The following is a 23,713-nucleotide window of genomic DNA, read 5'->3' as shown; positions in this document are numbered from 1 at the left end:
CCCTGTGTGGCGCATGGATTTCGAACTGACGGCGGCGCTGACGTCCGTCGCCAGCGCACTCGGCCTCCATTTCGGCGTACGACGCCGTCGGCGCGTTGGGCCTCAGCGAGGCGGACGCGTCAGTCCTCGTTCGACGCCGGATTGGAGACGACGGTGGCCGCCGGTTCTCGTTCGCTCGCCCCCGACTGCGCGAGTGCGTCGTCGACGGCGTCGCGGAACGCCCGCTTGAACCGCCGCCGTCCGAAGCGACGCTCTATCTCGCGGGTGCTCATCCGCAGTTCTCGCTGGCGCGACTCGTCTTCGAGGACGTGCGCTATCTTCTCGACGGCGTCCTCGGGCGAGTCGTACATCAGCAGTTCCTCGTCGCGGACGATGGCGTGTTGCCCGCCGTTCGAGGGGATGAAGGGGACGGTGCCGCCCGCGGCGAGTTCCGCGACGGCCATGCCGAAGTGCTCGTACTCCTTCCCGTGGATGCCGTACTTGTGGGTGCAGATTCGCTCGACGAGTTCGCTCCGCGGGACTTCGCCCTCCAGTTCCACGTACTCCCGTTCTGCGGCCATCGCGGCCACCTCCTCGCGGTACTCCTCGTCCACCGTCGGCCCGATGACGTGGAAGTGCACGTCGTGGCCGCGTTCGCGCACGCCGTCTACGACGCGTATCATCTCCGCGATGCGCTTGCTCCGTTCGATGCGGCCGACGGTGACGAACCCGTCTTCGCGTTCCTCCCACGGCAGGTTGACGAACTCGCTGGTGTCGATGGGCGGGTGGAGGATTTCGGGCTTCGTTCCGTAGGCGTCCTCGACCACCTCGGCGGTCCACTCCGAGTTCGCAAAGAGGGTGTTCGCCTGGATGTCGCGGCGACTGACGCCCGCCACCCGCGTACAGAGGCGTTCGTACCACGAGTCGTCCTCGACGGTCGGGTGGAAGATGTGGTCCCTGTCGGCGCAACTCACCGTCCAGTCGAACGGGAAGTGGACGTACTGCACGGAGTCCGTCTCCAAGCCGAGTTCGTTTATCGTGCTCACGAGGAGGTCGAACTCGTCGGCGTGGCGGCGGGCGTACCGTCCCAACAAGGCGTTCTGGAGGACGTAGTACTTCAGTCCGAACGTCTCGTGTATCGTCGGCGCGAGGACGCCCGCCCGCCGCACCGTCAACGCCTCGGCGTCCACGCTCGTGTTGAAGAAGTCGTTGAGCGCCGGGATGTCGGGGTCGGTCAGCGTGATGAGCGTCACGTCGTACGCTGCTTGCAACGCCTCTAAGGCGTTCATCGCCACGGCCTCTCCGCCGCCCTTCGACATCAGATCCATGTGCACCACCGCGACGGAGGGAGAACTCGAATCGCCCGGTTCCGACGCCGTCTCGTCGCATCTCGCTACTTCCGTATTCGTCTCTCCGGGACTCATACAGTCCCCGTTCGAACGGTGACGGTCTAACCGAACAGGCTACTTTCGCAGGCAGGTTAAGTTCGTGTGAGGAAAATCGTCACACATCTCCGACCGGCGCGAACGTCGGCGTTCCGGGATCCCCGGTGTCGGCGTATCCGAGCGAACGGAGGGCGTAGCGCACGTCCGTCCGGGCGACGTCGGGGTTCGCGGTCACCGGTCTGCCGTCGTCCGTGAACGCCACGGTGCGTTCGACGAGGGCGTCGAGGGAGACGGGTTCCTCCGCCTCGTCTAGTGCGGCGGCCACCGCCTCCCGTTCGGGGCCGGCGTCCGACTCGTAGGCGTCGCGCTTCGATTCGACGCGGCGGCGCAGGTCGGCGTACGTCCGGCCGCCGACGGCGTCGGGACTCCGCGTCTCCCGGACGTGGTCGACGAGTCTCCGGTTCGCCGCGACGGCCGCCGCCCAGTTCTCGACGGCCCACGCCGCCCGGTCGGCGAGGCCGTCCAAATCCGCGAGGAGGCGGTAGCCGTCCGGAACGCACTCTCGAACCCACGGTTCGTCGCGCGCGACGAGGACCTGTCCGCTGGCGGCCTGTTCGAACCACGTCCGCGCCATCGTCTCGTACTCGCTCGCGCACACCGTCAGGTCGCCCTCGCGGAGGATTCGCTCGTACGTCCCCCGGTCGGCGTTCGGGAACGCCCGCACCCACTCGGGGCCGCGGTAGCAGTCGGGAATCGATTCCATGCTCGTCAGCGCCGTCTCGATTCCGAACTCCTCGTGCAACCGCTCTCCGATCGCGAGCAACCTGTCGGCGTTCTTCTTGTCCCAGAGCGACCCAGCGAGGTGGATCGTCCGCGGTTCCGCGGCGTAGGACTCCTCGAACCGCCCGACGCGAATCGGGCTCCCCGTCGTCACGGCGTCTTCGAGGGCGTCCTCGACGGCGCCGGAGTCGAGGAACTCCGTCGCCCGTTCGCGGAACTGGCGGCGGTCCACGCCCGCGGTGAACCACCGGCCGTCGGCGAACGCCGCCGCGCACATCTCGTGGACCATCTGGAAGTCGTTGCGGTGCGAGCAGTAGCGGTACTTGAACGGCACCTGCAGGTCGTGGACGTTCGCGATGACGTCGAACGGGCGGACGGACGCCGCCCACTGCTCGACGTGGTCGAGCAACCACTCGTAGAGCGCGAACCGACCGCCGCGGAGTTGGTCCACGACGGCGTCGAGGTACGCGCCCTCGGCGAATATCTCGTCGCGCAGGACCGCCAGTTGCGCCGTCGAGTACCCGCAGTCCGTCAGCACCTCGCGGTCCTCGACTCCCCCGAGCGTCCGCGCTTCGAGGAGGGTGACGCGCCGCCGGTCGGCGAGAACGTCCTCGGGGTCGTACCCGGCCTCCCCGCGCGGCGGGAGCAACCAGTAGACGTGCAGAGTCGGGTCGCGGTCCAACCACGCCCGGACCCACGTCGCCGCGTCGCGGAGCGTTCCGCACGCCCCGGCGTCCGCGCGGTACACCTCGGGGACGACCAGTACGCGCACGAAGTCCGGTACACGCGTTCCGCCACTAACGGGCCTGCTTGCACGGGACTGCAGTTTATCACCGTCGGGCCGTCGGGAGCGTCCCGCGCCGACTTACTCCTCGTTTCTCTCCCGATACGAGCGTATCCGCCGCATCGACTCCTCGGTGAAGTTCCGCTCCATCAGGGGGATGTCGCCCTCGGAGAGCCAGTACGACACCAACGACGGGTGGACCCCGCACAGGACGCCTATCCACCAGAGGGTCCGCTCTCGCTCCCAGAACAGTTCCGCGAGGCGTTCGTCGGTCGGACGGCAGTCCACAAGCGAACGGTACTCGCGTTCGGCGTCCCCGGGCGCGACGACGCCCCGTCTCTCCAGCAAGTACGCGGTGACGAACACTTCCCCGAGACCCGAGACGGTCCGACCCTCCTCTCCGAGGGTCGAACTCAACGCGTCGTGGACGGCTTTCACCGCCTCGTACGGGTCCTCTCCGCGCACCCGCGGAGCTATCTCTTCGACGTACTCCTCGATTTCCGCGCCGAAACGACCGAACACCGCGTCTCTCGTCTCCCACGAGACCGGATCGAACTCTCCCATGGGGGCGCAATCGCCGGGCGCGTGCAAAAATCGATAGTCGAACGCGGGCGGCACCGCCCGCGTTCGCGTCGGACGCTTCAGGCCACTCGCTCCGCGTACCGTCGCTCTCGCGCCTCCACCGTCCGGCCCCACGTGTACTGCTCGCGGACGTACCGGCGGCACGCCTCGCCGGCGCGTTCGCGTTCCGTCGCAGAGAGCGCGGACCACCGACCGAGGGCCGCGGCGAGTTCGTCCTCGTCCACGCCCGCCAGAAGCATCCGTTCGGGAATCTCCGGCGCGCGTTCGCACTCCGAGAGTATCTCGACGGTTCCGCCGACGGGCGTCCCGACGACGGGCGTTCCCGACGAAAGCGCCTCCAACGTGGCGAGTCCGAACCCCTCCAGTCGCGTCGTCGGGAGGACGAACGCGTCCGCACTCGCGTACGCCGACGGCAGGTCGGCGTCGGGGACGTACCCGAGGAAGGTCACCCGGTCGTCCACGCCGAGTCGGTCCGCCCGCGCCTCCAACTCCTCGCGGAGAGGGCCGTCGCCCGCGACGTACAGGCGGTCGTCGGGGTAGTCCGAGGCGTGGTCGGCGAAGGCGTCCAAGAGGAGTTCGTGGCCCATCCGCGGGGAGAGTCGCCGCACCGTGAGGAAGGCAGTGCCGTCTGCGTCGGCGTCGTCTCCCTCCATCCGGTCGTACGGCCCCGCGTCCGGGCGGTACGTCTCGGTGTCCACCCCGCCGGGGACGACGGCGGCGTCGTGGACCGGGCCGTAGACGCCGCACAGTTGGTCGTCCATGAACCGACTGAGGGTGACCACGTCGTCGGCGCGTTCGAGGAGGCGGCGTTCGAGTTGCCGGCGCAGACTCGCGTTCAGTTCCCGCCGCCACCGGGGGAGGCCGCCGTCGCGCGTCCGGAGGAGGTACTCCGTCGGCCACGGACTGTGGAAGGTACAGGACCGGGGCACGTCGTCGGGTACGGCGCGGTCGGCGAGTGCGCCCGTGACGGGGCCTTGGAGGCTCAGCACGTCCGGGTCGGTGTCCTCGCAGGCGGCCTCGACCGCGCGGGCGGCGTCCGGTAACTGCGGGAGGATGTCGGGGGCCGTTCGGTCGGCGATAGCGAGGTCGTAGCGGCGGACCTCCACCCCGTCCACCGTCTCGCGGGCGGGGACGCCCCCGCGCCGTCGGGTGACGACGGACACCTCGTGGCCACGGTCTGTGAGTCGCCGCGTCGTCTCGTAGACGTAGCGACCGCTTCCGCCGGACCCGGGGTCGGGATAGAAGTCGTGGGCGGCGACGAGAAGTCGCATTGTCGTACCGTCCTCCGCCGACGGAGAAAAGGGCTGTTGCCGTTCTCGGCGACCGTCGCCGCGTCTGAGCGCTCGACGCCGAAGGTGCAGGCAGAGGGGTGATAACGTAGCCGTCGGTGGTCGGCGGTATGGCCTCCTACGACTTCGACGGGAAAGTGGCGTTCGTCACCGGCGCGGCCCGCGGGCAGGGTCGGTCGCACGCGCTTCACTACGCCGAGAACGGCGCGGATGTCGTCGTGACGGACATCTGCGAGACAAAAGAGGAGTCGAAGTACGAACTCTCCGGCCGAGAGCAGATGGAGAAGACGGTCGAACTCGTCGAGGAACGGGGACGGGACGCCCTCGGCATCGAGGTGGACGTCTCCGACGAGGGCGACGTGGAGAACGCCGTCGGGGAGGCGGTCGAGGAGTTCGGCCGCATCGACATCTTGGCGAACAACGCGGGCGTCGCGCCCGTCTCGGGGCTGATGGAACTGGACGAACGGACGTGGGACCTCGCGCTCGACGTGAACCTCAAGGGGATGTGGCTCTGCGCGAAGCACGTCGGCGGTCACATGATCGAACGCGGCGAGGGCGGGCGTATCGTCAACACCTCCTCGACCGCCGGCCTCGGCGCGTCGCCCGGCCTCGGCCACTACACCGCCGCGAAGCACGGCGTCATCGGCCTCACGAAGACGCTGGCGATGGAGTTAGCGCCGCACGACATCACCGTCAACGCCGTCTGCCCGACGGCCGTGGACACGGAGATGACCTCCGGCATCGTCGAGACCATCGACGAGGACATCGCCGAAATCGCCGAACAGACGGGCCCGGACAACCTCTTCGAGGACATCCTCCAACCGGAGGACGTGAGCGCGGCGTTCATGTGGCTCTCAAGCGACGACGCTCGCTTCGTCACCGGCGTCGCGCTTCCGGTCGCCGCGGGCGCGACTGCCGTCTGACGCCGCCCCGATGGAAACGACCCGCAACGCCACGTATCGCCCGCGGCAAAATTCGCAGACGGGTCGGGAATCACCCCGCTTCTGATTGCCATAGATTTATCATGCAGGATTCGGTTTATTACCATGACCTATGTCAGATGGTGACGGTGAACTAGAGGCACGGCTGGTTGAACAGGAAGAATTCGAGCCCTCTGACGAGTTCGTCGAGCAAGCGAACGTTTCGGACCCCGACATCTACGAGGAGTTCGAGGAGAACTGGCCCGACTGTTGGGAACGGGCCGCCGACCTACTCGACTGGGAGGAGGAGTACGAGACGGTTCTGGACGACTCGAACGAACCGTTCTACGAGTGGTTCTCCGACGGGACGATCAACGCGTCGTACAACTGCGTGGACCGTCACGTCGAGAACGGCGACAAGAACCGCGTCGCCATCAAGTGGGAGGGCGAGTACGGCGAGACGCGGACGTACACCTATCAGGACCTCTACCGCGAGGTCAACGAGTTCGCGGCGGCGCTCCGCGACATGGGCGTCGAGGAGGACGAAGTCGTCACGCTGTACATGCCGATGGTGCCGGAACTGCCCATCGCCATGCTGGCGTGCGCCCGCATCGGCGCGCCCCACTCCGTCGTCTTCGCCGGGTTCTCCGCGGACGCGCTGGCGACGCGGATGAACTCCGCGGACTCCGATTACCTCGTCACCTGCGACGGCTACTACCGCCGCGGCGACGCCCTCGACCACTTAGAGAAGGCCAACGAGGGGCTCGAAGGCGTCGACCACGACGTCGAGGCCACCGTCGTCGTCGACCGTCTCGGCGACGACGGCTTCGGGCACGAGTTGGCGGAGAACCAGCACGACTGGGACGACCTGATGGACGAACAACGGGGCGAGCGCGTCGAACCCGTCGAACGCGACGCCGAGGACATGCTGTTTCTCATGTACACCTCCGGGACGACCGGAGAGCCGAAGGGGGTCAAACACACCACCGGCGGCTACCTCGCCTACACGGCGTGGACCTCTCACGCCGTCCTCGACCTGAAGCCCGAGGACACCTACTGGTGCTCCGCCGACATCGGCTGGATTACGGGCCACTCCTACATCGTCTACGGACCGCTGGCGCTCGGAACCACGACGGTCATGTACGAGGGGACGCCCGACTTCCCCGAACGGGACCGCCTGTGGGACATCGTCGAGAAGTACGCGGTCGACGTGTTCTACACCGCGCCGACGGCCATCCGCGCGTTCATGAAGTGGGGCTCGAAGTTCCCCGAACGCCGCGACCTGTCGTCGCTCCGCTTGCTCGGGACGGTGGGCGAACCCATCAACCCCCGCGCGTGGAAGTGGTACTACAAGCACATCGGCGACGAGGAGTGCCCCGTCGTGGACACGTGGTGGCAGACCGAGACGGGCGGGATGATGATAACGACCCTGCCCGGCGTGAAGAACATGAAGCCCGGGTCCGCCGGGCCGCCGCTTCCGGGCATCGACGCCCGCATCGTCGACACCGAGGGCGAGGAGATAGAGCCCGGCCGCGCGGGCTACCTGACGGTGAACAAGCCGTGGCCCGGCATGCTCCGAACCCTCTATAAGAACGACGAGCGGTTCATCGACGAGTACTGGGCCGAGTACTCCGACGAGGACGCCGACGAGTGGGTGTACTTCCCCGAGGACGGCGCGAAGATAGACGAGGACGGCTACATGACCATCCTCGGCCGCGTGGACGACGTCATCAACGTCTCCGGACACCGCCTCGGGACGATGGAGATAGAGTCCGCCATCGTCGGCGTCGAGGGCGTCGCGGAGGCGGCCGTCGTCGGCGGCAACCACGAGGTGAAAGGCGAGGCGGTGTACGCCTACGTCATCACCGAGGACGGCTACGAGGGCGACGACGAGATGCGTTCGCGCATCATCGAGGGCGTCGAGGACGCCATCGGCCCCATCGCCCGCCCCGAACAGGTCGTGTTCACGCCCGAACTGCCGAAGACGCGGTCCGGCAAGATAATGCGCCGCCTGCTGGAGGAGATAGCCAACGAGGAGGAACTCGGCGACACCACGACCCTCCGCAACCCCGAAATCGTCACCGACATCCAAGCGAAGGTGCAGGGCGACTGACGACGGGACGCCGCCGCAGAACCGCTCGACCGGGGTGATTCGACTCTCCGGACGCTTTTTTCGCGACGCCCGAACCGCCGAGCGGAGTCGCCGCCTCCGTCCGCCCGTGGTCCGTTCACTCGCCGTTCAGCCACGCCTCCAGAGACGACTCGTCGCGGACGTACTCGCGGACCCTGTCGCCGCCGACGTCGAGGACGACCAGCAGGTGCTTCTCCGAGAGCGGAATCTCCTCGCCGCTGTAGGCGCACGATTCGACCCGTTCGTCTCCCGGCCGCCACAGGCGGTGCGGGGCGACGCGCAACACCGTCGCGTCCTCCCGCCCGTTCGGCGAACGACCGGCGTAGTCTGAGAGGGCCATTGACCGGTCTCACGGGGCGAGCGGGTAAGTTACTTTCTGCAAACTGATAGGTAGGTAACCCGTCTCCGGGGGGAGAGAAAGAGCGGTACCCCTCGGTACGGTGACATCCATAGCAGTACCGAGAGCCGAGCGGACCGCAATTTTATACTGATAGATGATTATGTACGCTCGGTATGGAGAAACCACTCCTCGTCACCGACTTTTTGGACCGCGCGCGGCGGTACTACGGGTCGAAAGAGGCCGTCGTCGCGACGACCGGAGAGCGCTACACGTACGACGAACTCGGCGACAGGGCGGACCGGTTCTCGGCGGCGTTGCAGCGACAGGGCGTGGAGAAGGGCGACAGGGTCGCCGTCCTCGACCCGAACACGCACTACCACCTCGAAGCCGCCTACGGGTCGATGCAGGTCGGCGCGGTTCACACGCCGTTGAACTACCGACTCGTCCCCGCGGACTACGAGTACATCCTGAACGACGCAGGGGTGGACGTGGTGTACGCCGACTACGAGTACGCCGAGAAGATAGAGGCGATACGCGACGACGTGCCGACGGAGACGTTCGTGACGAACGACGCCGACGCGGTGGAGGGCGAGTGGCTCTCGTTCGACGAGTTGCTCGCGGAGTCGGCCGAGTACGACCGCCCGGAGATGGACGAAGGAGACGTGATCACCATCAACTACACCTCCGGGACGACGGGCGACCCGAAGGGCGTCTGCCGGACGCACCGGACGGAGACGCTCCACGCCTATCTGGTGTCGATGCATCAGGAACTCGCCGACGACGACGTGTACCTCTGGACGCTCCCGATGTTCCACGTCAACGGGTGGGGTCACATCTACGCCGTGACGGGCCACGGCGCGAAACACGTCTGCACCCGCGGCGTGGACGCGGCGGACGTCTTCGACGCCGTGCGCGAGGAGGGCGTCTCCTACATGTGCGCCGCGCCGACGGTGCTGAACATGCTGATGGACCACTACGACCGGGAGGGCGGCGTGGAGACGACGGGGGCGAACCCGGTTCGCGCCGCAACCGCGGGTGCGGCCCCGCCGGAGGCGACCATCCGCACCGTCGAGGAGGAGTTCGGCTGGGAACTCATGCACGTCTACGGCGCGACGGAGACGGGACCGCTCGTCACCACGTCGCACGCCCGGCGGTTCTTCGACGACGACGACCCGGCGCGGTTCGACCTGAAGAAGCGGCAGGGAATCGGTTACGTCGGGACGGACGTTCGCGTCGTGGACGAAGACGGCGAGGACGTGCCCCGCGACGGCAAGACCGTCGGGGAGATAGTCGTCCGCGGCAATCAGGTGATGGACCGCTACTGGAACAAACCCGAGGAGACGGAGGCGGCGTTCTCGGAGCGTCTGGAGGGGTACTACCACATGGGCGATTTGGCCGTCGTCGACGAGAACGGGTTCGTGACGATTCAGGACAGGAAGAAGGACATCATCATCTCCGGCGGCGAGAACATCTCCAGCATCGAGTTGGAGGACACCCTCTTCGACCACGAGGCGGTGGGCGACGTGGCGGTCATCCCCGCGCCCTCCGAGGAGTGGGGCGAGTCGCCGAAGGCGTTCGTCGTGCCCGGAAACGGCGACCCCGCGGACCCGGGCGTCACCGAGTCGGACCTGCTCGACTACTGCCGCGAACGCATCGCGACGTTCAAAGTCCCGAAGGAGGTGGAGTTCGTCGCCGAGTTACCGAAGACGGCGACCGGGAAGGTCCAGAAGTACGAACTGCGGGAGCAGGAGTGGGCCGACGAGGACCGGATGGTCGGGCAGGGTTAGAGGTACGAGGCGTCCCAGCGGGTGGCTTTCCGCTTGTTGCCGCAGGAGTTGCACTGGATGCGCCCCATCGTGTCCATCGCCAAGTCGAAGCTGTCGTCGTTCGTGCACATCCAGCCGTACCGGCTCTCGCGACTCTCGTCCGAGTACGTCGCCACGAACGGCGATTCAGACCCCCGAGCGGCCTCGTCGAAGGCGACGAAGACGCGTTCGCCGTCGTGCGTCTCTCGCGGTTCCAACGCCGGCCCGTCGTCGATGGCTTTCGTGTATATCCGCTCGACGAACGTCTCCTCGCCGATGTCGAGTTCTCGGTCGTGCGCCTCGGAGAATCCGTGGTCCTCGTAGAACGTCGTCCCGGCCTCGTTCTCGGTCAGCACGCGGCCTTGGATGCGAGCGACGCCCTCGTCTACGAGTCGTTGCTCGACCTCTCGAAGCAACCGCGTCCCGTGTCCCTCCCCCCGGTAGTCGGGGAGAACGTGGAGCCAATCTATCTCGCCGACGGACACCTCCCCCTCGGAGACGTAACTCTCGGCGAACGCCACCACGTCCCCGTCGTCCTCCCCGACGACGAGTACCGCGTCGTCGTCGCTCACCGTGGCGGTCACCTGCTCTCGGTCGTACCACTCCGCGACCGCCTGCGATAGCGTCTCCTCCTCGAAGGCGTGCCCGTACGAGGCGAGAAGCGACTGGTGAGCGACGGAGCGTATCTGTTCCGCGTCATCCTTGTTAGCATTCCTCACGTCCATGGGTTCCCTACGGAGGTTCTTCACTTTACGCCCGTGAGGTTTTCACGGATTGGGTTCGGTTATCACAGCGTGCGACGGGCGTTTGATGGTTGTCTGTGAATTACGCGGGCTTTCTCCCGCCGCGTTCGGCGACTCCTCCGTCGGGAGAGCGCACTCGCCCGTCTACGGGGCCGGTTATCCAAATAGGAACTTCGACCGGAAATTCACCTAATACTACCTATAGGGATTTGTGTATGTTTGCTCTATAATAACCTCAATTAAGGAAATATATACAAAACAATTATTAACAATCTTGTCAGGGGTAGTGTCATGGCACGCGATAGCAATCCTCTCCATCGGAGGGACTTGTTGAAGGCTGCTGGCGCGAGTACCGCGGGAATAACTGCGCTCGCCGGCTGTTCCGGCGGGGGCGGCGGTGACGACGGAACCGACGGCTCCGGCGGCGACGGCGGGACCGACGGCGGAGGCGGGGGCGACGGCGGAAATCAGGACGACTACCCGGCGCTGGGTAACTTCCCCGTGGAGGGCGACAAGGCCATCTTCGGGTTCAACGTCCCGCAGTCCGGTCCGTACGCCTCGGAGGGGCAGGACGAACTCCGCGCCTACGAACTCGCCGTCAAGCACCTGAACGAGGGCGGCGGGTGGGTGGACTCCCAGTTCGACGACCTGTCGGGCGACGGCGTCCTCGGCTACGAAATCGACTACGTGGACGGCGACACCAACACCGACGCGGACACGGCCCGTAACTCCGCGAAGCGCATGATAGAGCGCGACGGCGTGATAATGGTGTCCGGGGGGTCCTCTTCCGCCGTCGCCATCGCGGTGCAGGGGCTCTGTCAGCGGGAGAAGGTCATGTTCATGGCCTGCCTGACGCACTCGAACGACACCACCGGGAAGGACTGCGCCCGATACGGGTTCCGCGAGGTGTTCAACGCGTACATGACCGGCCAAGCGCTGGCACCCGTCGTCAAGGAGGAGTACGGCGAGGGCTTGAAGTTCTACCAACTGTACGCCGACTACAGTTGGGGGCAGACCCAGCAGGCGTCGATGGAGAAGTTCATGACCGAGGAGGCGGGCTGGGAGCAGGTAGACAGCGTCGCGACGCCGCTCGGTACCTCCGACTACTCGACGTACCTCTCGCAGGCGGCCAACTCCGGCGCGGACGTGCTCATCCTGAACCACTACGGGCTCGATGGGTCGAACTCCGTCCAGCAGGCGGTGGACGCGGGCATCGACCAGGACATGGAGATCATCGTTCCGCTGTACAACCGGCCGATGGCGGAAGCCGCGGGCGGGGCCATCGAGGGCATCTACGGCACCGTCGCGTGGGACTCCCAGATAGACAACGAACCCTCGAACCAGTTCACGGAGGCGTTCCGATCGGAGTACGACCGCCTCCCCTCGGGGGTGGCGCAACTGGCGTACGCCCAGACGCTCCAGTACGCCGCCGCCGTCGAGCGTGCGGGGACGTTCTACCCGCCGGAGGTCATCAAGCAACTCGAAGGCTACGAGTACGACAACGTCGGCATGGGGCCGGAGACGATGCGCAAGTGCGACCACCAAGCGCAACGCGCCGTCCCCGTCGTGAAGGGCCTCTCCGCGTCCGACCAGTCCGACGGCCAGTACTACGAGATTGTGAACCTCACGAGTCGCGACGACCTCGGCTACGCCTGCGACGAGGGGCCCGCCGCGGAGTGTGAACTCGGGTCCTACGAATAACGCGCGCTTCGGCGCACACGCACCATATTTAGACAACAACTCGCATCCGATACTCTCATGCTAAAACTACACACGAACGGTGTCGCACGGATACCGCGGCGGGCCGCGGAGGGAAAGCGATGAGCCTCCTCGCCGACGTCGTAACCATCCTCTTGAACGGCCTCCAACAGGGCGCGATATACGTCCTCTTGGCGGTCGGCCTCTCCATCATCCTCGGTACGCTCAAGTTCGTCAACTTCGCGCACGGAGCCCTGTACGTCGTCGGGACGTACGCGGGCCTGTTCGTCGCGTTGGAAGTGAACCTCACCTCCGGGAAGCTCTCGGAGTGGGGCTACTCGACGCTCGGGCTGGAGTGGGGCTTTCTGGCCGCGTTGCTGTTGGTACCGCTCATCGTCTTCTGCGTCGGTCTGTTGATGGAGCGCTACGTCGCGCGCGCCTTCTACGACCGACCGGACACCGACCAGATTCTCGTCACCTTCGGCCTCGCCATCGTCCTGCAGGAACTGTTCCGCGTGCTGTTCGGCAGCAACAGCCTGCCGTTCGAGCAACCCGCGCGCATCCTCTCGTTCGGCGGGTTCGCGGGCATCCCCGTCTCGGGGCCGGTTGCGCTCCCCGTCGTCGGGAACTTCCCGCGGTGGCGACTGTGGGTCATCGCCATCACGGCGGTGCTGGTCGCCATCGTCTACGTCCTCGTCGAGTACACCGACTTCGGACTCGTGGTGAGGGCGGGGACGAGAGACGCCGAGATGGTCCGGCTCCTCGGCATCAAGATAAGCCGCCCGTACCTCGTCGTCTTCGGCATCGGCTCCGCGCTGGCGGGCGTCGCCGGCGTCGTGGGTGGACCGCTGAACGTCGTCAACCCCACCGTGGGGATGGACATCCTCGTCCCGGCGTTTCTCACCGTCGTCATCGGCGGCGTCGGCAGCATCGCCGGCGCGGTCGTCGGCGGCATCCTGTTCGGCCTCACGACGGCCGCACTCGTCGCGTTCGTCCCGGCGTGGTCGCAGGTGGGCCTGTACGCCATCGCGGCCATCGTCCTCCTGACCCGGCCGCAGGGTATCCTCGGTACCGAGGAGGTGGCCCCGTGAGCGACTCCGAAGCCGAACCGTCGCCGACGGGCGAGGGCGGAACCGTCCTCGAGGGGCCGGGACTGCTCGCGCGGTGGGAGCGGATACGCGAACGCGAGGCGACGGTTATCGGAATCACCGCTATCGTCGTCGCGGTGTTCCCGTGGCTGTTCGCCCGCGCGCCGTTCGTCAGCGACGTGCTCCTCGGCTACCAGAGCCTCGCGACGCTCATCCTCATCTGGGGCATCTTCGCCGTGGGCTTCGACCTGTTGCTCGGCTACACCGGACTGCTCTCGTTCGGACACGCGGCGTTCTGGGGCGGGGCGGCCTACGCGGCGGGCATCTTCTCGAAGAGCGTCTCGGCGGACCCCATCGCGATGGTCGTCGTCGGCACCGTCTTCGCGGTGCTGTTCGCGTGGCTACTGGGGTTCCTGTCGCTCCGACGCGGCGGCATCTACTTCAGCATCCTGACGCTGGCGTTCGCGCAGATGGTGTACTACATGGCCACCGCGCCGCTTTCGGAGTGGACCAACGGCGAGAACGGCCTGACCGGCATCGAGGTGGCTCCCCTGTTAGGGACGTTCCGCCTCGAATCCGAACTGCCGGGCGTCGCGGGCGAACTGATGGGCACGTGGCTCTACCTGTTCGTCGGCGTCGTCACCGTCCTCTCCGTCGCCGCGGCGTACCGCATCCTCAACTCGCCGTACGGGATGGTGTTCCGCGCCGTCCGCGAGAACGAACAGCGCGCGCAGTTCGTCGGGCTCGACGTCTGGCGCTACAAACTGATGGCGTTCGTCATCTCCGGCGCGTTCGCCGGAATCGCCGGCAGCCTGTTCACCATCCACGGGTCGTACGTCCCGTTGCAGTCGCTGTACTGGACCGAATCCGGCGAGATAGTCATCATCGCCGTCCTCGGCGGCACCGCGTCGCTGTTCGGCCCGATTCTCGGCGCGGCCGTCTACCTCTACGTCGAGAACATCGTCAGCGGCATCCAGACGCTCCAGATACCGTTCACGGATATCGTCCTCGTAGACGACTTCGGGACGTACTGGCACCTCCTCTTGGGACTGGTGTTCGTCGTCGTCATCTGGTTCGCCCCGCGGGGCATCTGGGGGGCGATACGCGACGTTCGCGCGTTCGTCTCCGACAACGCCGACGACGTCTATTCGTTCGTCTCCGACCGACTCGGAGGTGAGCGACTGTGAGCGAAACTCCGCTGTTGGAGACGGACGGACTCCTCAAGGAGTTCGGCGGCCTCGTGGCCACCGACGACGTGGACCTGTCCGTCGAGTCGGGCGAGCGCGTCTCGATAATCGGCCCGAACGGCGCAGGGAAGTCGACGCTCATCAACCTCATCACGCGCCGACTCGACCCGACCGACGGCGACATCCGGTTCAAAGGCGAGTCCATCGTCGGGTTGAAGCCGCATCAGGTGGTCCAACGCGGCGTCTCGAAGTCGTTCCAGACCGCCTCCATCTTCCCGGACCTCACGGTCCGAGAGAACGCCGAGATTGCCGCCCTCGCCGCTGAACACGGCGAGTTCGGACTCAACTTCCTCACCCACCGCAACGACCTCTCTTCGGTCCGCGAACTGGCCGAGGAGACGCTGGCGGACGTCGGCCTGTTGGATCGCGCCGACACCGAGGCGGTGGACCTGCCGTACGGCGACAAGCGCCGCCTCGAAATCGGCATCGCACTCGCGGCGGAACCTGACCTCCTCCTCATGGACGAACCCACCGCGGGGATGTCCCCGGAGGAGACCCAGTCGACGGTAGACCTCATCGAACGGGTCAAAGCGGAACGCGGCCTCACGTTCGTCCTCGTGGAACACGACATGGAAATCGTCTTCAGCATCTCCGACCGCATCGTCGTCCTCAACCGAGGACGAGTCATCGCCGAGGGCACGCCCGACGAGATTCGGGGCAACCCCGACGTCCAAGAGGCGTACCTCGGGGGGGTGGAGCTGTGACCCCCGCCGTACGGTCCGTCGGCCCTCGACGGCGGCGCCACGCCGACCGGAGGTGGTCGGCGTGAGCCTCCTCGACGTGGAGGCGATAGACGCCTACTACGGCGAGAGCCACATCCTCCGGGACCTCTCGCTGTCCGTCGAGGAGGGCGAGATATGCGCCTTGCTCGGACGCAACGGCGCGGGGAAGACGACGACGCTCCGGTCTATCGCCGGCGCGACGCCGCCGGACGTGCGCGACGGCGTCGTCCGATTCAAAGGCGAGGACGTCACCGGCCTCGCCGCGGAGGACGTCTCCGGGCGGGGCATCTCCTTGGTGCCCGAGGAACGGCGCATCTTCCCGAACCTCACCGTCGCGGAGAACCTCCACCTCGCAGAGGTGGCCAGAAACACGTCCAACACGTGGGGGCGGTCGGTGTCCGTCGGCCACGAGGGCCTCTCGACCGACGAGGTGTACGCGCAGTTCCCTCGACTCGACGAACGGCGGACCCAACGGGCGGGGACGCTCTCCGGCGGCGAACAGCAGATGCTCGCCATCGCGCGGGCGTTGAAGCAGAACACCGACCTGCTCCTGTTGGACGAACCGTACGAGGGCCTCGCGCCCAAGATCATCGAGGACGTGGAGGACGCCGTCCGTCGCATCAGCGACGACGGCACCACCATCCTCCTGGTCGAACAGAACGCCGCGGCGGCGATACAGCTAGCCGACCGCGCCTACGTCATCGACCACGGGGGAATCGTGTTCGACGGGAGCGCCGAGGAACTCCGCGAGGACGAGGAGACCCGCGAGCGGTATCTGGGGGTGTGACAGTGAGCGCAGACTCCCCGCCGGCGGACGGCGGCCTCCCCGACCCGGAAGCGGTCCTCGACGAACTCCTCGAACTCGGCGCGGTGACCGAGGGCGACGACGGGTCGCTCTCGACCACCTCGGCGTTCGAGGACGTCCGGCGCGTCTACCACGACACGTACGCGCGGATGGACGACGGCGGCGTCGAGTCGACGGTGGCCGACCTCTTCGGCGTAGACCGGACGGAGGCGGCCGCTTTGCTCGATTCGGGCGAGGTGACGCGGGCGGACGTGACGGCCTACCTGTCGGTTCGGTCGTTCGCAGACGGCGCACTCGACTCGCCGACCCTCGCCGTCGCGGCGAACCTCCTCGTCCGACTCGGCCCGGGGACGCCCGTCCCCGAGGCGTTCGAGGAACTCGACGACGGGACCTACCGGTCGTTCCTCGACTCGAACGCCGAGGCGGTGCTGACCGTCTGGCGGAACTACTGCGACCCCTGCGAGGCGATGAAGGAGGACCTGCCGGCGATTCTCGATGCGGTCCCCGACGGCGTCGCGACCGCAGGCGTGGACGGCGAGGCGGTGCCCGAGTTCCGTCGCGAGTTCGGCGTCGAGAGCGCCCCGGCGGTGCTCATCTTCCGCGACGGCGAACTGCGGGAGACGCTGACGGGACGCCGCCGCCCCGAAACGCTCGCCGACCGATTCGCGGACGCGTTCGGCGCGGACGCCTAGGCCCGTCGCCGTCGTCTCTTTTCGCCGTCGCTCGGTCCGGGTCCGAACGTCTCCCGAAAAACCGACACCGTACTTCGACCGCTCACTCGACGCCGGTGACCATCACCGGTCGCTCTGCGCCGAGGATGACCGACTGCGTGACGCTCCCGAACAGCGCCTTCCCCGCGGGCGACCGCTTTCGCCCGCCGACGAGGATGAGGTTCGCGTCTTCCCGGTCGGCGGTGGTCACGATGGCGTCGGCCGGGTCGCCGCTGGACTCTTCGATTTGGTACTCGATGCCGTTCTCTTCGAGGTAGTCCGCCGCCTCGCGAACCGACTGCACCTGCGTCGCCGACGCGCCGTTCGGGTTGTCGACGAACGCGTGGATGAGCGTCACCGACTTCTCCTCGGGTCCGCCGGGGAGTCCGACGACCTCTTCGGCGCACCGGAGCGCGCGTTCCGTCTCGTCGTCGACACCGACTACCACGTGATACATACGCACAGATGAATGGTCGCGCGGCTTAGTCCTTTGGGGGACGGCGGCGGGATTCGGCCGTCACACCTCCCGACGCGTCCGCTCACCCCTCGACGACGTTCTCCGAGACGTAGACGACGAGGAGGAGCGGAATCCCCAACACGACGGCGATAGTCAGCGCACCGTAGGCCGCAAAGCCGAACGGCGTCGGCGGCAACGGTATCAGAAAGAGAAAGCGCGGCGCTTCGAGGTTCTCGACGAACGTGCCGACGAGGAACCCGGCGACGCCGGTGAAGCAGACGAGAATCACGTAGAGGTAGCCGACGAACCGCGACCCCTCGACGCCCGAACCGTCGGACTGGGAGACGGACTGACTCACGTTCGAACCTACGACCCGTCGGGGTTAGGGATTCCGCTCTCCTCGTCGGAACACCGACGAGTCTTTGCCCCTCGGCACTAACGGTCGAGTATGTCCGACAAGGACCTCCTCGGCATCGTTCTCGCCGCGGTGGCGGCGTTGATGTTCCTGACCGGTATCGTCCTCGTGTTCTGACCGCCGGCCGCGTCGGGCCGCACCCTCGGACGCACGGCGCGTCGCGACCGCACGCGCCCGTTCGACGTTCTCAGTTCTCGCCAGCGAGGGCGCTCGGAGACGATTCAGGGACGCGAAAACGAAAATGCCGAACCGCAGTACCGCGATTACTCGTCGGCGTCGGACTGCCGGCCGCCGTCGGTGAGGGCCTCCTCTTCCTCGCCGCCGTCGGCGATGGCGGTTTCGAGCTTTCGGCTGAACCAGTCCCACTCGGAGGTGTAGAGGTTCTCCTCCTTGAGGTTCCACGGGTCGCCGTCCGTGACGCGGGGGCCTTCGAGCCACGACTGGGCGATGTTACCGACGAAGATTATCTGACCGACGAGCAGGATGAACGCTCCGACGGTCGCAAGCAGGTGCAGGTCGGTGAACTGCGGGAGGTACGTCGCGTAGCGACGCGGCATGCCGCCGTAGCCGAGCAGAATCATCGCGAAGAACGTGATGTTCGTCCCGACCATCGAGAGCCAGAAGTGCGCCTTCCCGAGGGTGCGCTGGTACATCCGGCCCGTGTAGAGGGGGAACCAGTAGTAGATGCCCGCAAAGCCCGCGAAGGCGATGGCGCCCATGACGATGTAGTGGAAGTGACCCACGACGTAGTAGGTGTCGTGGAGGACGAGGTCGACCGGAATCGACGCGAGGAAGACGCCGGTGACGCCGCCGATGATGAAGTTGGAGATGAACCCGATGCAGAACAGCATCGGCGTGGTGAGTCGAACGTTGCCGTTCCACATCGTCGTTATCCAGTTGAACGTCTTCACCGCCGAGGGGATGGCGATGGCCAACGAGACGGCCATGAACGAGGCGCGGAGACGGGGGTCGATGCCCGTCGCGAACATGTGGTGCGCCCAGACGCCGAACGAGAGGACGCCGATGGCGAGCGTCGAGTAGACGACGAACTTGAACCCGAACAGCCGACGGCCCGCGAAGCGCGGTAACACGAGGCTGACGATGCCCATCGGCGGCAGCACCAACACGTACACTTCGGGGTGTCCGAAGAACCAGAAGATGTGCTGCCAGAGTATCGCTCCGCCGCCGTCGTTGACGAAGAACGATGTAGCGAAGTTACGGTCGAAAAGCAGCATCAGAAGCGCGCTCCCAAGCAGGGGGAACGCGAAGAGGATGAGCCCCGACTGGGTGAGTATCGTCCACGAGAAGATGTCGAGGTTCGCCCACGTAACTTCCTTCGCGCGTTCGGTGAAGATGGTCGCGATGAAGTTGATAGCGCCCATCGTCGCGGAGACACCGGTGAGGTGCAGTCCGAGGAGCATCAGGTCGACGCCGGCGTTGGCCTGATTGCCGTTCCCGACGCCCGCCGAGAGCGGCGTGTACATCGTCCAGCCCGTCTGCGCCGGAATGACCTCCGGGAGGGGGAAGAAGCCGGCCCAGATGAGAAGCGCGCCAGGCGGCAGAAGCCAGAACGCGATGGCGTTGATGCGCGGGAACGCCATGTCGTCGGCACCGATGAGAAGCGGGATGAAGTAGTTCGCGAACGCCGCGATTATCGGCGTCCCGAACAGGAACAGCATCGTGATGCCGTGGCTCGTCATCAGCGAGTTGTAGAAGGTGTTCGACATCAGGGTCGCGTTCGGGTCCGCGAGTTCGGCCCGCATCAACACGACCATCAACCCGCCGACGGCGAACGCGGTGAGCCCGTACGTGCCGTACAGAATGCCGATGTCCTTGTGGTCTACCGTCGTCAACCACCGGATGAGCCCGGACGGTTTCTCTCGGTGGACCTCCTGTCCGTACCCGCCAGCGCCACCACCGCCGGCAAGCGGCGTGTAGGTGCGCCAGTTTTCGATCCGCGCGAGCCACGCGGCGACGGCCACGAGGAAGACCCCCATGAGGACCGTCAGCGCCAACTGTCCGTTGATCTCCATGCGTGCTTCTCAGGAACGGAGGGTAATGAAAGGTACGGGTATGAGTCGACGCGAGGTCGCTACTGTCCGTCGGAGTCGGCCGATTTGGCGTCTACCGCACCGGATTCTTCGCCGGTCTCCGCCGGGACGTTTTCGGCTTCGTGCTCCGACTCGTGGAGGGGTTCGACCCCCGGGACGGTCGCCTGTCCGGCGGGGTAGACGGTCGACGTCTTTTCGGCGGTGGAGACGGCCTTCCCCGAGAGGTACGTCAGGACCGTCAGCATGACGAAGGGGACGACGAGCAAGCCGAACTGAAGCGCGGACGGGAGGAGGTCTGTTCCGAACGCCGGGTACACCGCGAACCCGACGATGAAGAAGACGATGATGAACAACGGGATGAAGTTGACCGTCAGGTCCAACACCGTATCCCTGTCGAAGATTTTGTTCGCCATGGTAGTGTCTTCTCGGCCGGAATCAAATAGGTTGTTGGTTCGCTACCGGTCGTCGCGTGCGAACGTCGTACTTCAGTACGGCTCCGTCCCCTCGCCGACGACCAACTCGCCGACGACGCCGCCGACGAGGAGTATCGCTCCCGCGGCGGCGATGGCGTACCCGCGGGTGAGGAGACCCACGTCGGCGAACACCACCGCGCCCCCGGCGACGAGCAGAATCGCCGCGAGGACGACCAGCGCCCGCCACGGCGTCTTCGCGTACCCCGACTCGTGGGACATCCCGGCGACGCTTCCGGAGAAGAGGAGCAGTCCGCCGACCGCCACGGGGAAGAGGTCGAACAGGATGCCGATCTCGGAGATGGGGATCCCGAGCGCAACGAACAGGGGCCACGGGCTGGCCATCCGGTACTGGTCGGAGAGTCCCGGCGTTTCGTCCATACCGGAAGATGGTCGCGCGGGGTACAAAGCGCTTCGGAACGAATCAGCGGACGGTGACGCCGCGGTTCGTGAGAAACTGCTCGACGGCCCGTATCTCCACCGGACTGGCGATGATGCGGCAGATTCCGTCCTTCGGGAAGACGGTGACGGTGAACTCCGATTCGAGTTCGTCTCGAACGTCGCTCAACGACTCGCACGGAACCGTTATCTCCGTCCTATCCCGAAACGTGGAAGCGTCCGGCATCTCGTCTAGTTCCTCGGTCACGAGTGCTCGATATAACGCTATCGAAGCGTTTCTCGCGCGCTCCCGCGTACGCGAAACAACAACCGATGCCGAGACGAAGGAACAGGTTTTTCGACGCACGTGGCCGACGTGTACCCGATGGGACTGGAGGAAGAGATCGAAGAACTCCGCGAGGAGATCGCGAACACGCCCTACAACAAGTCGACGGAGTCACACATCGGGCGTCTGAAGGCGAAGCTCGCGGAAAAGAAGGAGAAACTCGAGAAACAGTCCTCCAGCGGTGGCGGCCACGGCTACGCGGTCGAGAAGACCGGCGACGTGACCGTCGCACTCGTCGGATTCCCGAGCGTCGGCAAATCGACGCTCATCAACGCCCTGACGAACGCCGACAGCGAAGTCGGCGAGTACGAGTTCACGACGCTGAACGTCAACCCGGGGATGCTCAAGTACAACGGAGCGAACATCCAGATCCTCGACGTTCCGGGTCTCATCGAGGGCGCGGCGGGCGGCCGCGGCGGCGGCAAGGAGGTGCTCTCGGTCGTCCGAACCGCCGACCTCGTGGTGTTCATGCTCTCGGTGTTCGAAATCGAGCGCTACGAACGCCTCCGCCACGAACTGTACGAGAACAAGATTCGACTCGACGCCGAACCGCCGAGCCTCACCATCTCGAAGACGGGGAAGGGCGGGCTTCAGGTCACCACCACGGACGACGTCTCCCTCGACGAGGAGACGATCAAGGACGTCCTCAGAGAGCACGGGTACGTCAACGCCGACGTGACCGTCCGCGGCGACCTGACGATAGACGAACTCATCGACGGCATCATGGACAACCGCGTCTACCTGCCCTCGATGGTCACGGTCAACAAAGCCGACCTCATCGACCGCGACTACCTGCCGACAGTCGAGGAGAACCTCAGGGAGGTCGGTATCGACCCCGAGGAGGCCGTCTTCATCAGCGCGGAGGCCGAGAAGGGCCTCGACGCCCTGAAGGAGAAGATGTGGGAGGAACTCGGCCTCATCCGCATCTACATGGACAAGCCGGGCCGCGGCGTCGATTACGAGGAACCGCTCGTCCTCACGGAGGAGGAGAACACCGTCGACGACGCACTCGACAGACTCGGCGGGACGTTGGACGAACGGTTCCGGTTCGCGCGCGTCACCGGACCGAGCGCGAAACACGACGAACAACAGGTCGGCCGCGACCACGAACTGCAGGACGAAGACATCCTCCGCATCGTCGCGCGGAAGTAAGCCGGCAGTGGCCCGACGTACCGACCGACAGGAGTCTCCCTCCGACGACCGCACCGTCCTCGTTCTCCTCGCGCTTCTGGCGGTTCCGTGGTCGATTCAACGCTACGCCGACGGCGGGACGACGCTCCTGTTCGCGTGGGGGCTCCTGAACACCGCGCCGTTCGGAGTGACAACGCTCAGCGACTTCCTATTCGTCTACACCCGGGGACTCCCGGAGTACATCTTCTCGTGGCCGCTCTCGGTCGCCTGCTACGCCGGTGCGGTCGCAAGCGCCGTCGTCGGGTGGCGGCGGGGGCGCGAGGACTCGCGCGTGACGGGCGGACTCCTCGCAGTCGCCGGCGTCGCGCAACTCTCGCTGGCGCAGGGGTTCTCCGTGCAACCCGGTCGGACGGCGTGGCCCCTCGGAACGCTCGCTCTGTGGGCCGTCGCGTGGTGGGCGTACTGGCCGCGGGCGAAGCGCCGGCGGACGTGACGCGACGGCGCGAGAGAGCGTCCCAAACTGCCGTGGGAACGGGCGTCGGTGGGTTCCGCGTTCGGTACCCTTTTCGACGCGCCGGCCGAAAATCGGCGTGTATGTCCGGAGTACTTGACCACGTGATGATGCGCGTCGAGGACCTCGATGAATCGCTCGAGTGGTACCAGACGCACTTCGACTACGAGGAGAAGGGTCGCTGGGAGGCCGACACGTTCACGAACGTCTACCTCGGGCCGGAGGACGTCCACGAGGACGGCGCGGTCCTCGAACTGACGTACAACCACGACGACCGGACGTACGAGATGGGCGACGCGTGGGGCCACATCGCCGTCCGCGTCCCCGAGGGCGAACTCGAAGAGCACTACCAGCAGTTGATGGACGAGGGCGTCGAGGATTACCGCGACCCCGAGTCCTGCGGCGGACGCTACGCGTTCGTGAAGGACCCCGACGGCCACGAGGTCGAAATCGTCCAACGCGACCACGGCGCGAAGTGGAGCATCGACCACACGATGATGCGCGTCGAGGACGCCGACGAGGCCATCGGCTTCTGGACGCGGAAGTTCGAGTACGAACACACCGGTCGCTGGGAGTCCGACACGTTCGCGAACTACTTCATGAAGCCCGAGGACGCCGCCGAAGAGGCGATGGCCGTCGAACTCACGTACAATTACGACGGCCGAACGTACACGATGGGCGACGCGTGGGGGCACGTCTGCGTCCGCGCCGACGACCTGAACGAGTACTGGGACACCCTGATGGAACGGGAGGCGGAGGACTACCGCGATCCCGAGTCCTGCGACCAACGCTACGCGTTCACGAAGGACCCCGACGGTCACGAAATCGAGGTTCTCAACCCCAGCGACGACTGAGCGCCGGCCGCCCCTCGCTTTTCGTCTCCCCGTCTCGACCAGATTCGCCGCTCGCACAGTCACAACAACGAGAATCGCGGATGAGCGTAACA

General features: G+C 66.2%; 24 protein-coding genes. 12 read left to right on the top strand and 12 right to left on the bottom strand.

Annotated features, from left to right (window positions below; translation table 11 throughout):
* Nucleotides 1–119: 119 nt before the first annotated feature.
* The 4 genes from BLS11_RS10355 to BLS11_RS10340 all read right to left on the bottom strand — a co-directional run bounded on the left by BLS11_RS10355 (nt 120) and on the right by BLS11_RS10340 (nt 4,781).
* Nucleotides 120–1,307, bottom strand: a complete 1,188-nt coding sequence (locus BLS11_RS10355) for a glycosyltransferase family 4 protein (RefSeq protein ID WP_175454425.1) — start codon at nt 1,305–1,307, stop codon at nt 120–122.
* A gap of 175 nt (nt 1,308–1,482) precedes the next feature.
* Complete coding sequence (locus tag BLS11_RS10350; protein WP_092536968.1) at nt 1,483–2,916, bottom strand: glycosyltransferase; 1,434 nt, start codon at nt 2,914–2,916, stop codon at nt 1,483–1,485.
* A gap of 93 nt (nt 2,917–3,009) precedes the next feature.
* Nucleotides 3,010–3,492 carry a hypothetical protein gene (locus tag BLS11_RS10345; RefSeq protein WP_092536965.1) on the bottom strand — a complete coding sequence of 161 codons (483 nt, stop codon included), beginning with the start codon at nt 3,490–3,492 and terminating at the stop codon, nt 3,010–3,012.
* Nucleotides 3,493–3,569: 77 nt separating this feature from the next.
* Complete coding sequence (locus BLS11_RS10340; protein ID WP_092536962.1) at nt 3,570–4,781, bottom strand: glycosyltransferase family 4 protein; 1,212 nt, start codon at nt 4,779–4,781, stop codon at nt 3,570–3,572.
* A 128-nt stretch (nt 4,782–4,909) separates the two neighbouring features.
* Here BLS11_RS10340 and BLS11_RS10335 point away from each other — a divergent pair, with 128 nt between their 5' ends.
* Nucleotides 4,910–5,722 carry a mycofactocin-coupled SDR family oxidoreductase gene (locus BLS11_RS10335; protein ID WP_092536959.1) on the top strand — a complete coding sequence of 271 codons (813 nt, stop codon included), beginning with the start codon at nt 4,910–4,912 and terminating at the stop codon, nt 5,720–5,722.
* A gap of 130 nt (nt 5,723–5,852) precedes the next feature.
* Nucleotides 5,853–7,832, top strand: a complete 1,980-nt coding sequence (acs, locus tag BLS11_RS10330; RefSeq protein WP_092536956.1) for an acetate--CoA ligase — start codon at nt 5,853–5,855, stop codon at nt 7,830–7,832.
* Nucleotides 7,833–7,947: 115 nt separating this feature from the next.
* On the opposite strand, the gene BLS11_RS10325 is transcribed toward acs, so the two are convergent.
* Nucleotides 7,948–8,190, bottom strand: coding sequence for a hypothetical protein (locus BLS11_RS10325; RefSeq protein WP_092536953.1), 243 nt, complete (start codon nt 8,188–8,190; stop codon nt 7,948–7,950).
* Nucleotides 8,191–8,363: 173 nt separating this feature from the next.
* Here BLS11_RS10325 and BLS11_RS10320 point away from each other — a divergent pair, with 173 nt between their 5' ends.
* Entirely contained in the window at nt 8,364–9,977 is a 1,614-nt protein-coding gene (locus BLS11_RS10320; RefSeq protein WP_092536950.1) for a long-chain-fatty-acid--CoA ligase, read from the top strand.
* Here BLS11_RS10320 and BLS11_RS10315 read toward each other — a convergent pair.
* Complete coding sequence (locus BLS11_RS10315) at nt 9,974–10,720, bottom strand: GNAT family N-acetyltransferase (RefSeq protein WP_092536947.1); 747 nt, start codon at nt 10,718–10,720, stop codon at nt 9,974–9,976. The genes BLS11_RS10320 and BLS11_RS10315 overlap by 4 nt on opposite strands.
* A 309-nt stretch (nt 10,721–11,029) precedes the next feature.
* Between BLS11_RS10315 and BLS11_RS10310 the strand changes: the two genes are divergently transcribed.
* The 6 genes from BLS11_RS10310 to BLS11_RS10285 all read left to right on the top strand — a co-directional run bounded on the left by BLS11_RS10310 (nt 11,030) and on the right by BLS11_RS10285 (nt 16,990).
* Entirely contained in the window at nt 11,030–12,439 is a 1,410-nt protein-coding gene (locus BLS11_RS10310; protein ID WP_092536944.1) for an ABC transporter substrate-binding protein, read from the top strand.
* 119 nt (nt 12,440–12,558) lie between these two features.
* Nucleotides 12,559–13,527, top strand: a complete 969-nt coding sequence (locus BLS11_RS10305) for a branched-chain amino acid ABC transporter permease (RefSeq protein WP_092536940.1) — start codon at nt 12,559–12,561, stop codon at nt 13,525–13,527.
* Nucleotides 13,524–14,711: a branched-chain amino acid ABC transporter permease gene (locus BLS11_RS10300; RefSeq protein WP_092536937.1), complete on the top strand. Its 1,188-nt coding sequence runs from the start codon at nt 13,524–13,526 to the stop codon at nt 14,709–14,711. Before BLS11_RS10305 ends, BLS11_RS10300 begins: the two co-directional genes overlap by 4 nt.
* An 11-nt stretch (nt 14,712–14,722) precedes the next feature.
* Nucleotides 14,723–15,475, top strand: coding sequence for an ABC transporter ATP-binding protein (locus BLS11_RS10295; RefSeq protein ID WP_092537266.1), 753 nt, complete (start codon nt 14,723–14,725; stop codon nt 15,473–15,475).
* Between the two features lie 61 nt (nt 15,476–15,536).
* The gene (locus BLS11_RS10290; protein ID WP_092537264.1) at nt 15,537–16,280 is read left to right on the top strand and encodes an ABC transporter ATP-binding protein; all 744 of its coding nucleotides are present in this window, start codon (nt 15,537–15,539) and stop codon (nt 16,278–16,280) included.
* A gap of 2 nt (nt 16,281–16,282) precedes the next feature.
* A complete protein-coding gene (locus BLS11_RS10285) occupies nt 16,283–16,990 on the top strand; it encodes a thioredoxin family protein (protein WP_245698845.1) in 708 nt (235 codons plus the stop codon).
* A gap of 82 nt (nt 16,991–17,072) precedes the next feature.
* Here BLS11_RS10285 and BLS11_RS10280 read toward each other — a convergent pair whose 3' ends face one another.
* The 6 genes from BLS11_RS10280 to BLS11_RS10255 form a co-directional block, all read right to left on the bottom strand.
* The gene (locus BLS11_RS10280; protein WP_092536931.1) at nt 17,073–17,465 is read right to left on the bottom strand and encodes a universal stress protein; all 393 of its coding nucleotides are present in this window, start codon (nt 17,463–17,465) and stop codon (nt 17,073–17,075) included.
* An 82-nt stretch (nt 17,466–17,547) separates the two neighbouring features.
* Nucleotides 17,548–17,823 carry a DUF7520 family protein gene (locus BLS11_RS10275; RefSeq protein ID WP_092536928.1) on the bottom strand — a complete coding sequence of 92 codons (276 nt, stop codon included), beginning with the start codon at nt 17,821–17,823 and terminating at the stop codon, nt 17,548–17,550.
* A 320-nt stretch (nt 17,824–18,143) separates the two neighbouring features.
* Nucleotides 18,144–19,913, bottom strand: a complete 1,770-nt coding sequence (ctaD, locus tag BLS11_RS10270; protein ID WP_092536925.1) for a cytochrome c oxidase subunit I — start codon at nt 19,911–19,913, stop codon at nt 18,144–18,146.
* Nucleotides 19,914–19,972: 59 nt separating this feature from the next.
* Nucleotides 19,973–20,344 (bottom strand): DUF6684 family protein, encoded by a 372-nt coding sequence (locus BLS11_RS10265; protein WP_092536922.1) that lies wholly within the window; start codon nt 20,342–20,344, stop codon nt 19,973–19,975.
* A 72-nt stretch (nt 20,345–20,416) separates the two neighbouring features.
* A complete protein-coding gene (locus BLS11_RS10260) occupies nt 20,417–20,782 on the bottom strand; it encodes a DUF7541 family protein (RefSeq protein WP_092536919.1) in 366 nt (121 codons plus the stop codon).
* Nucleotides 20,783–20,825: 43 nt separating this feature from the next.
* The gene (locus BLS11_RS10255) at nt 20,826–21,026 is read right to left on the bottom strand and encodes a VNG_1110C family protein (protein WP_092537262.1); all 201 of its coding nucleotides are present in this window, start codon (nt 21,024–21,026) and stop codon (nt 20,826–20,828) included.
* 138 nt (nt 21,027–21,164) lie between these two features.
* Between BLS11_RS10255 and BLS11_RS10250 the strand changes: the two genes are divergently transcribed.
* The 3 genes from BLS11_RS10250 (at nt 21,165) to BLS11_RS10240 (ending at nt 23,621) form a co-directional block, all read left to right on the top strand.
* Nucleotides 21,165–22,277: an OBG GTPase family GTP-binding protein gene (locus BLS11_RS10250; RefSeq protein WP_092536916.1), complete on the top strand. Its 1,113-nt coding sequence runs from the start codon at nt 21,165–21,167 to the stop codon at nt 22,275–22,277.
* Nucleotides 22,278–22,284: 7 nt separating this feature from the next.
* The gene (locus tag BLS11_RS10245; protein ID WP_092536913.1) at nt 22,285–22,749 is read left to right on the top strand and encodes a TIGR04206 family protein; all 465 of its coding nucleotides are present in this window, start codon (nt 22,285–22,287) and stop codon (nt 22,747–22,749) included.
* A 101-nt stretch (nt 22,750–22,850) separates the two neighbouring features.
* Nucleotides 22,851–23,621: a VOC family protein gene (locus BLS11_RS10240; RefSeq protein WP_092536910.1), complete on the top strand. Its 771-nt coding sequence runs from the start codon at nt 22,851–22,853 to the stop codon at nt 23,619–23,621.
* The last annotated feature ends 92 nt before the right edge of the window (nt 23,622–23,713 follow it).

It is taken from the genome of Halopelagius longus (assembly GCF_900100875.1).
GTDB classification, from domain to species: Archaea; Halobacteriota; Halobacteria; order Halobacteriales; family Haloferacaceae; genus Halopelagius; species Halopelagius longus.
The sequence above is the reverse complement of the archived record's forward strand: the minus strand, read 5'-3'. Positions and strand labels throughout refer to the sequence as shown.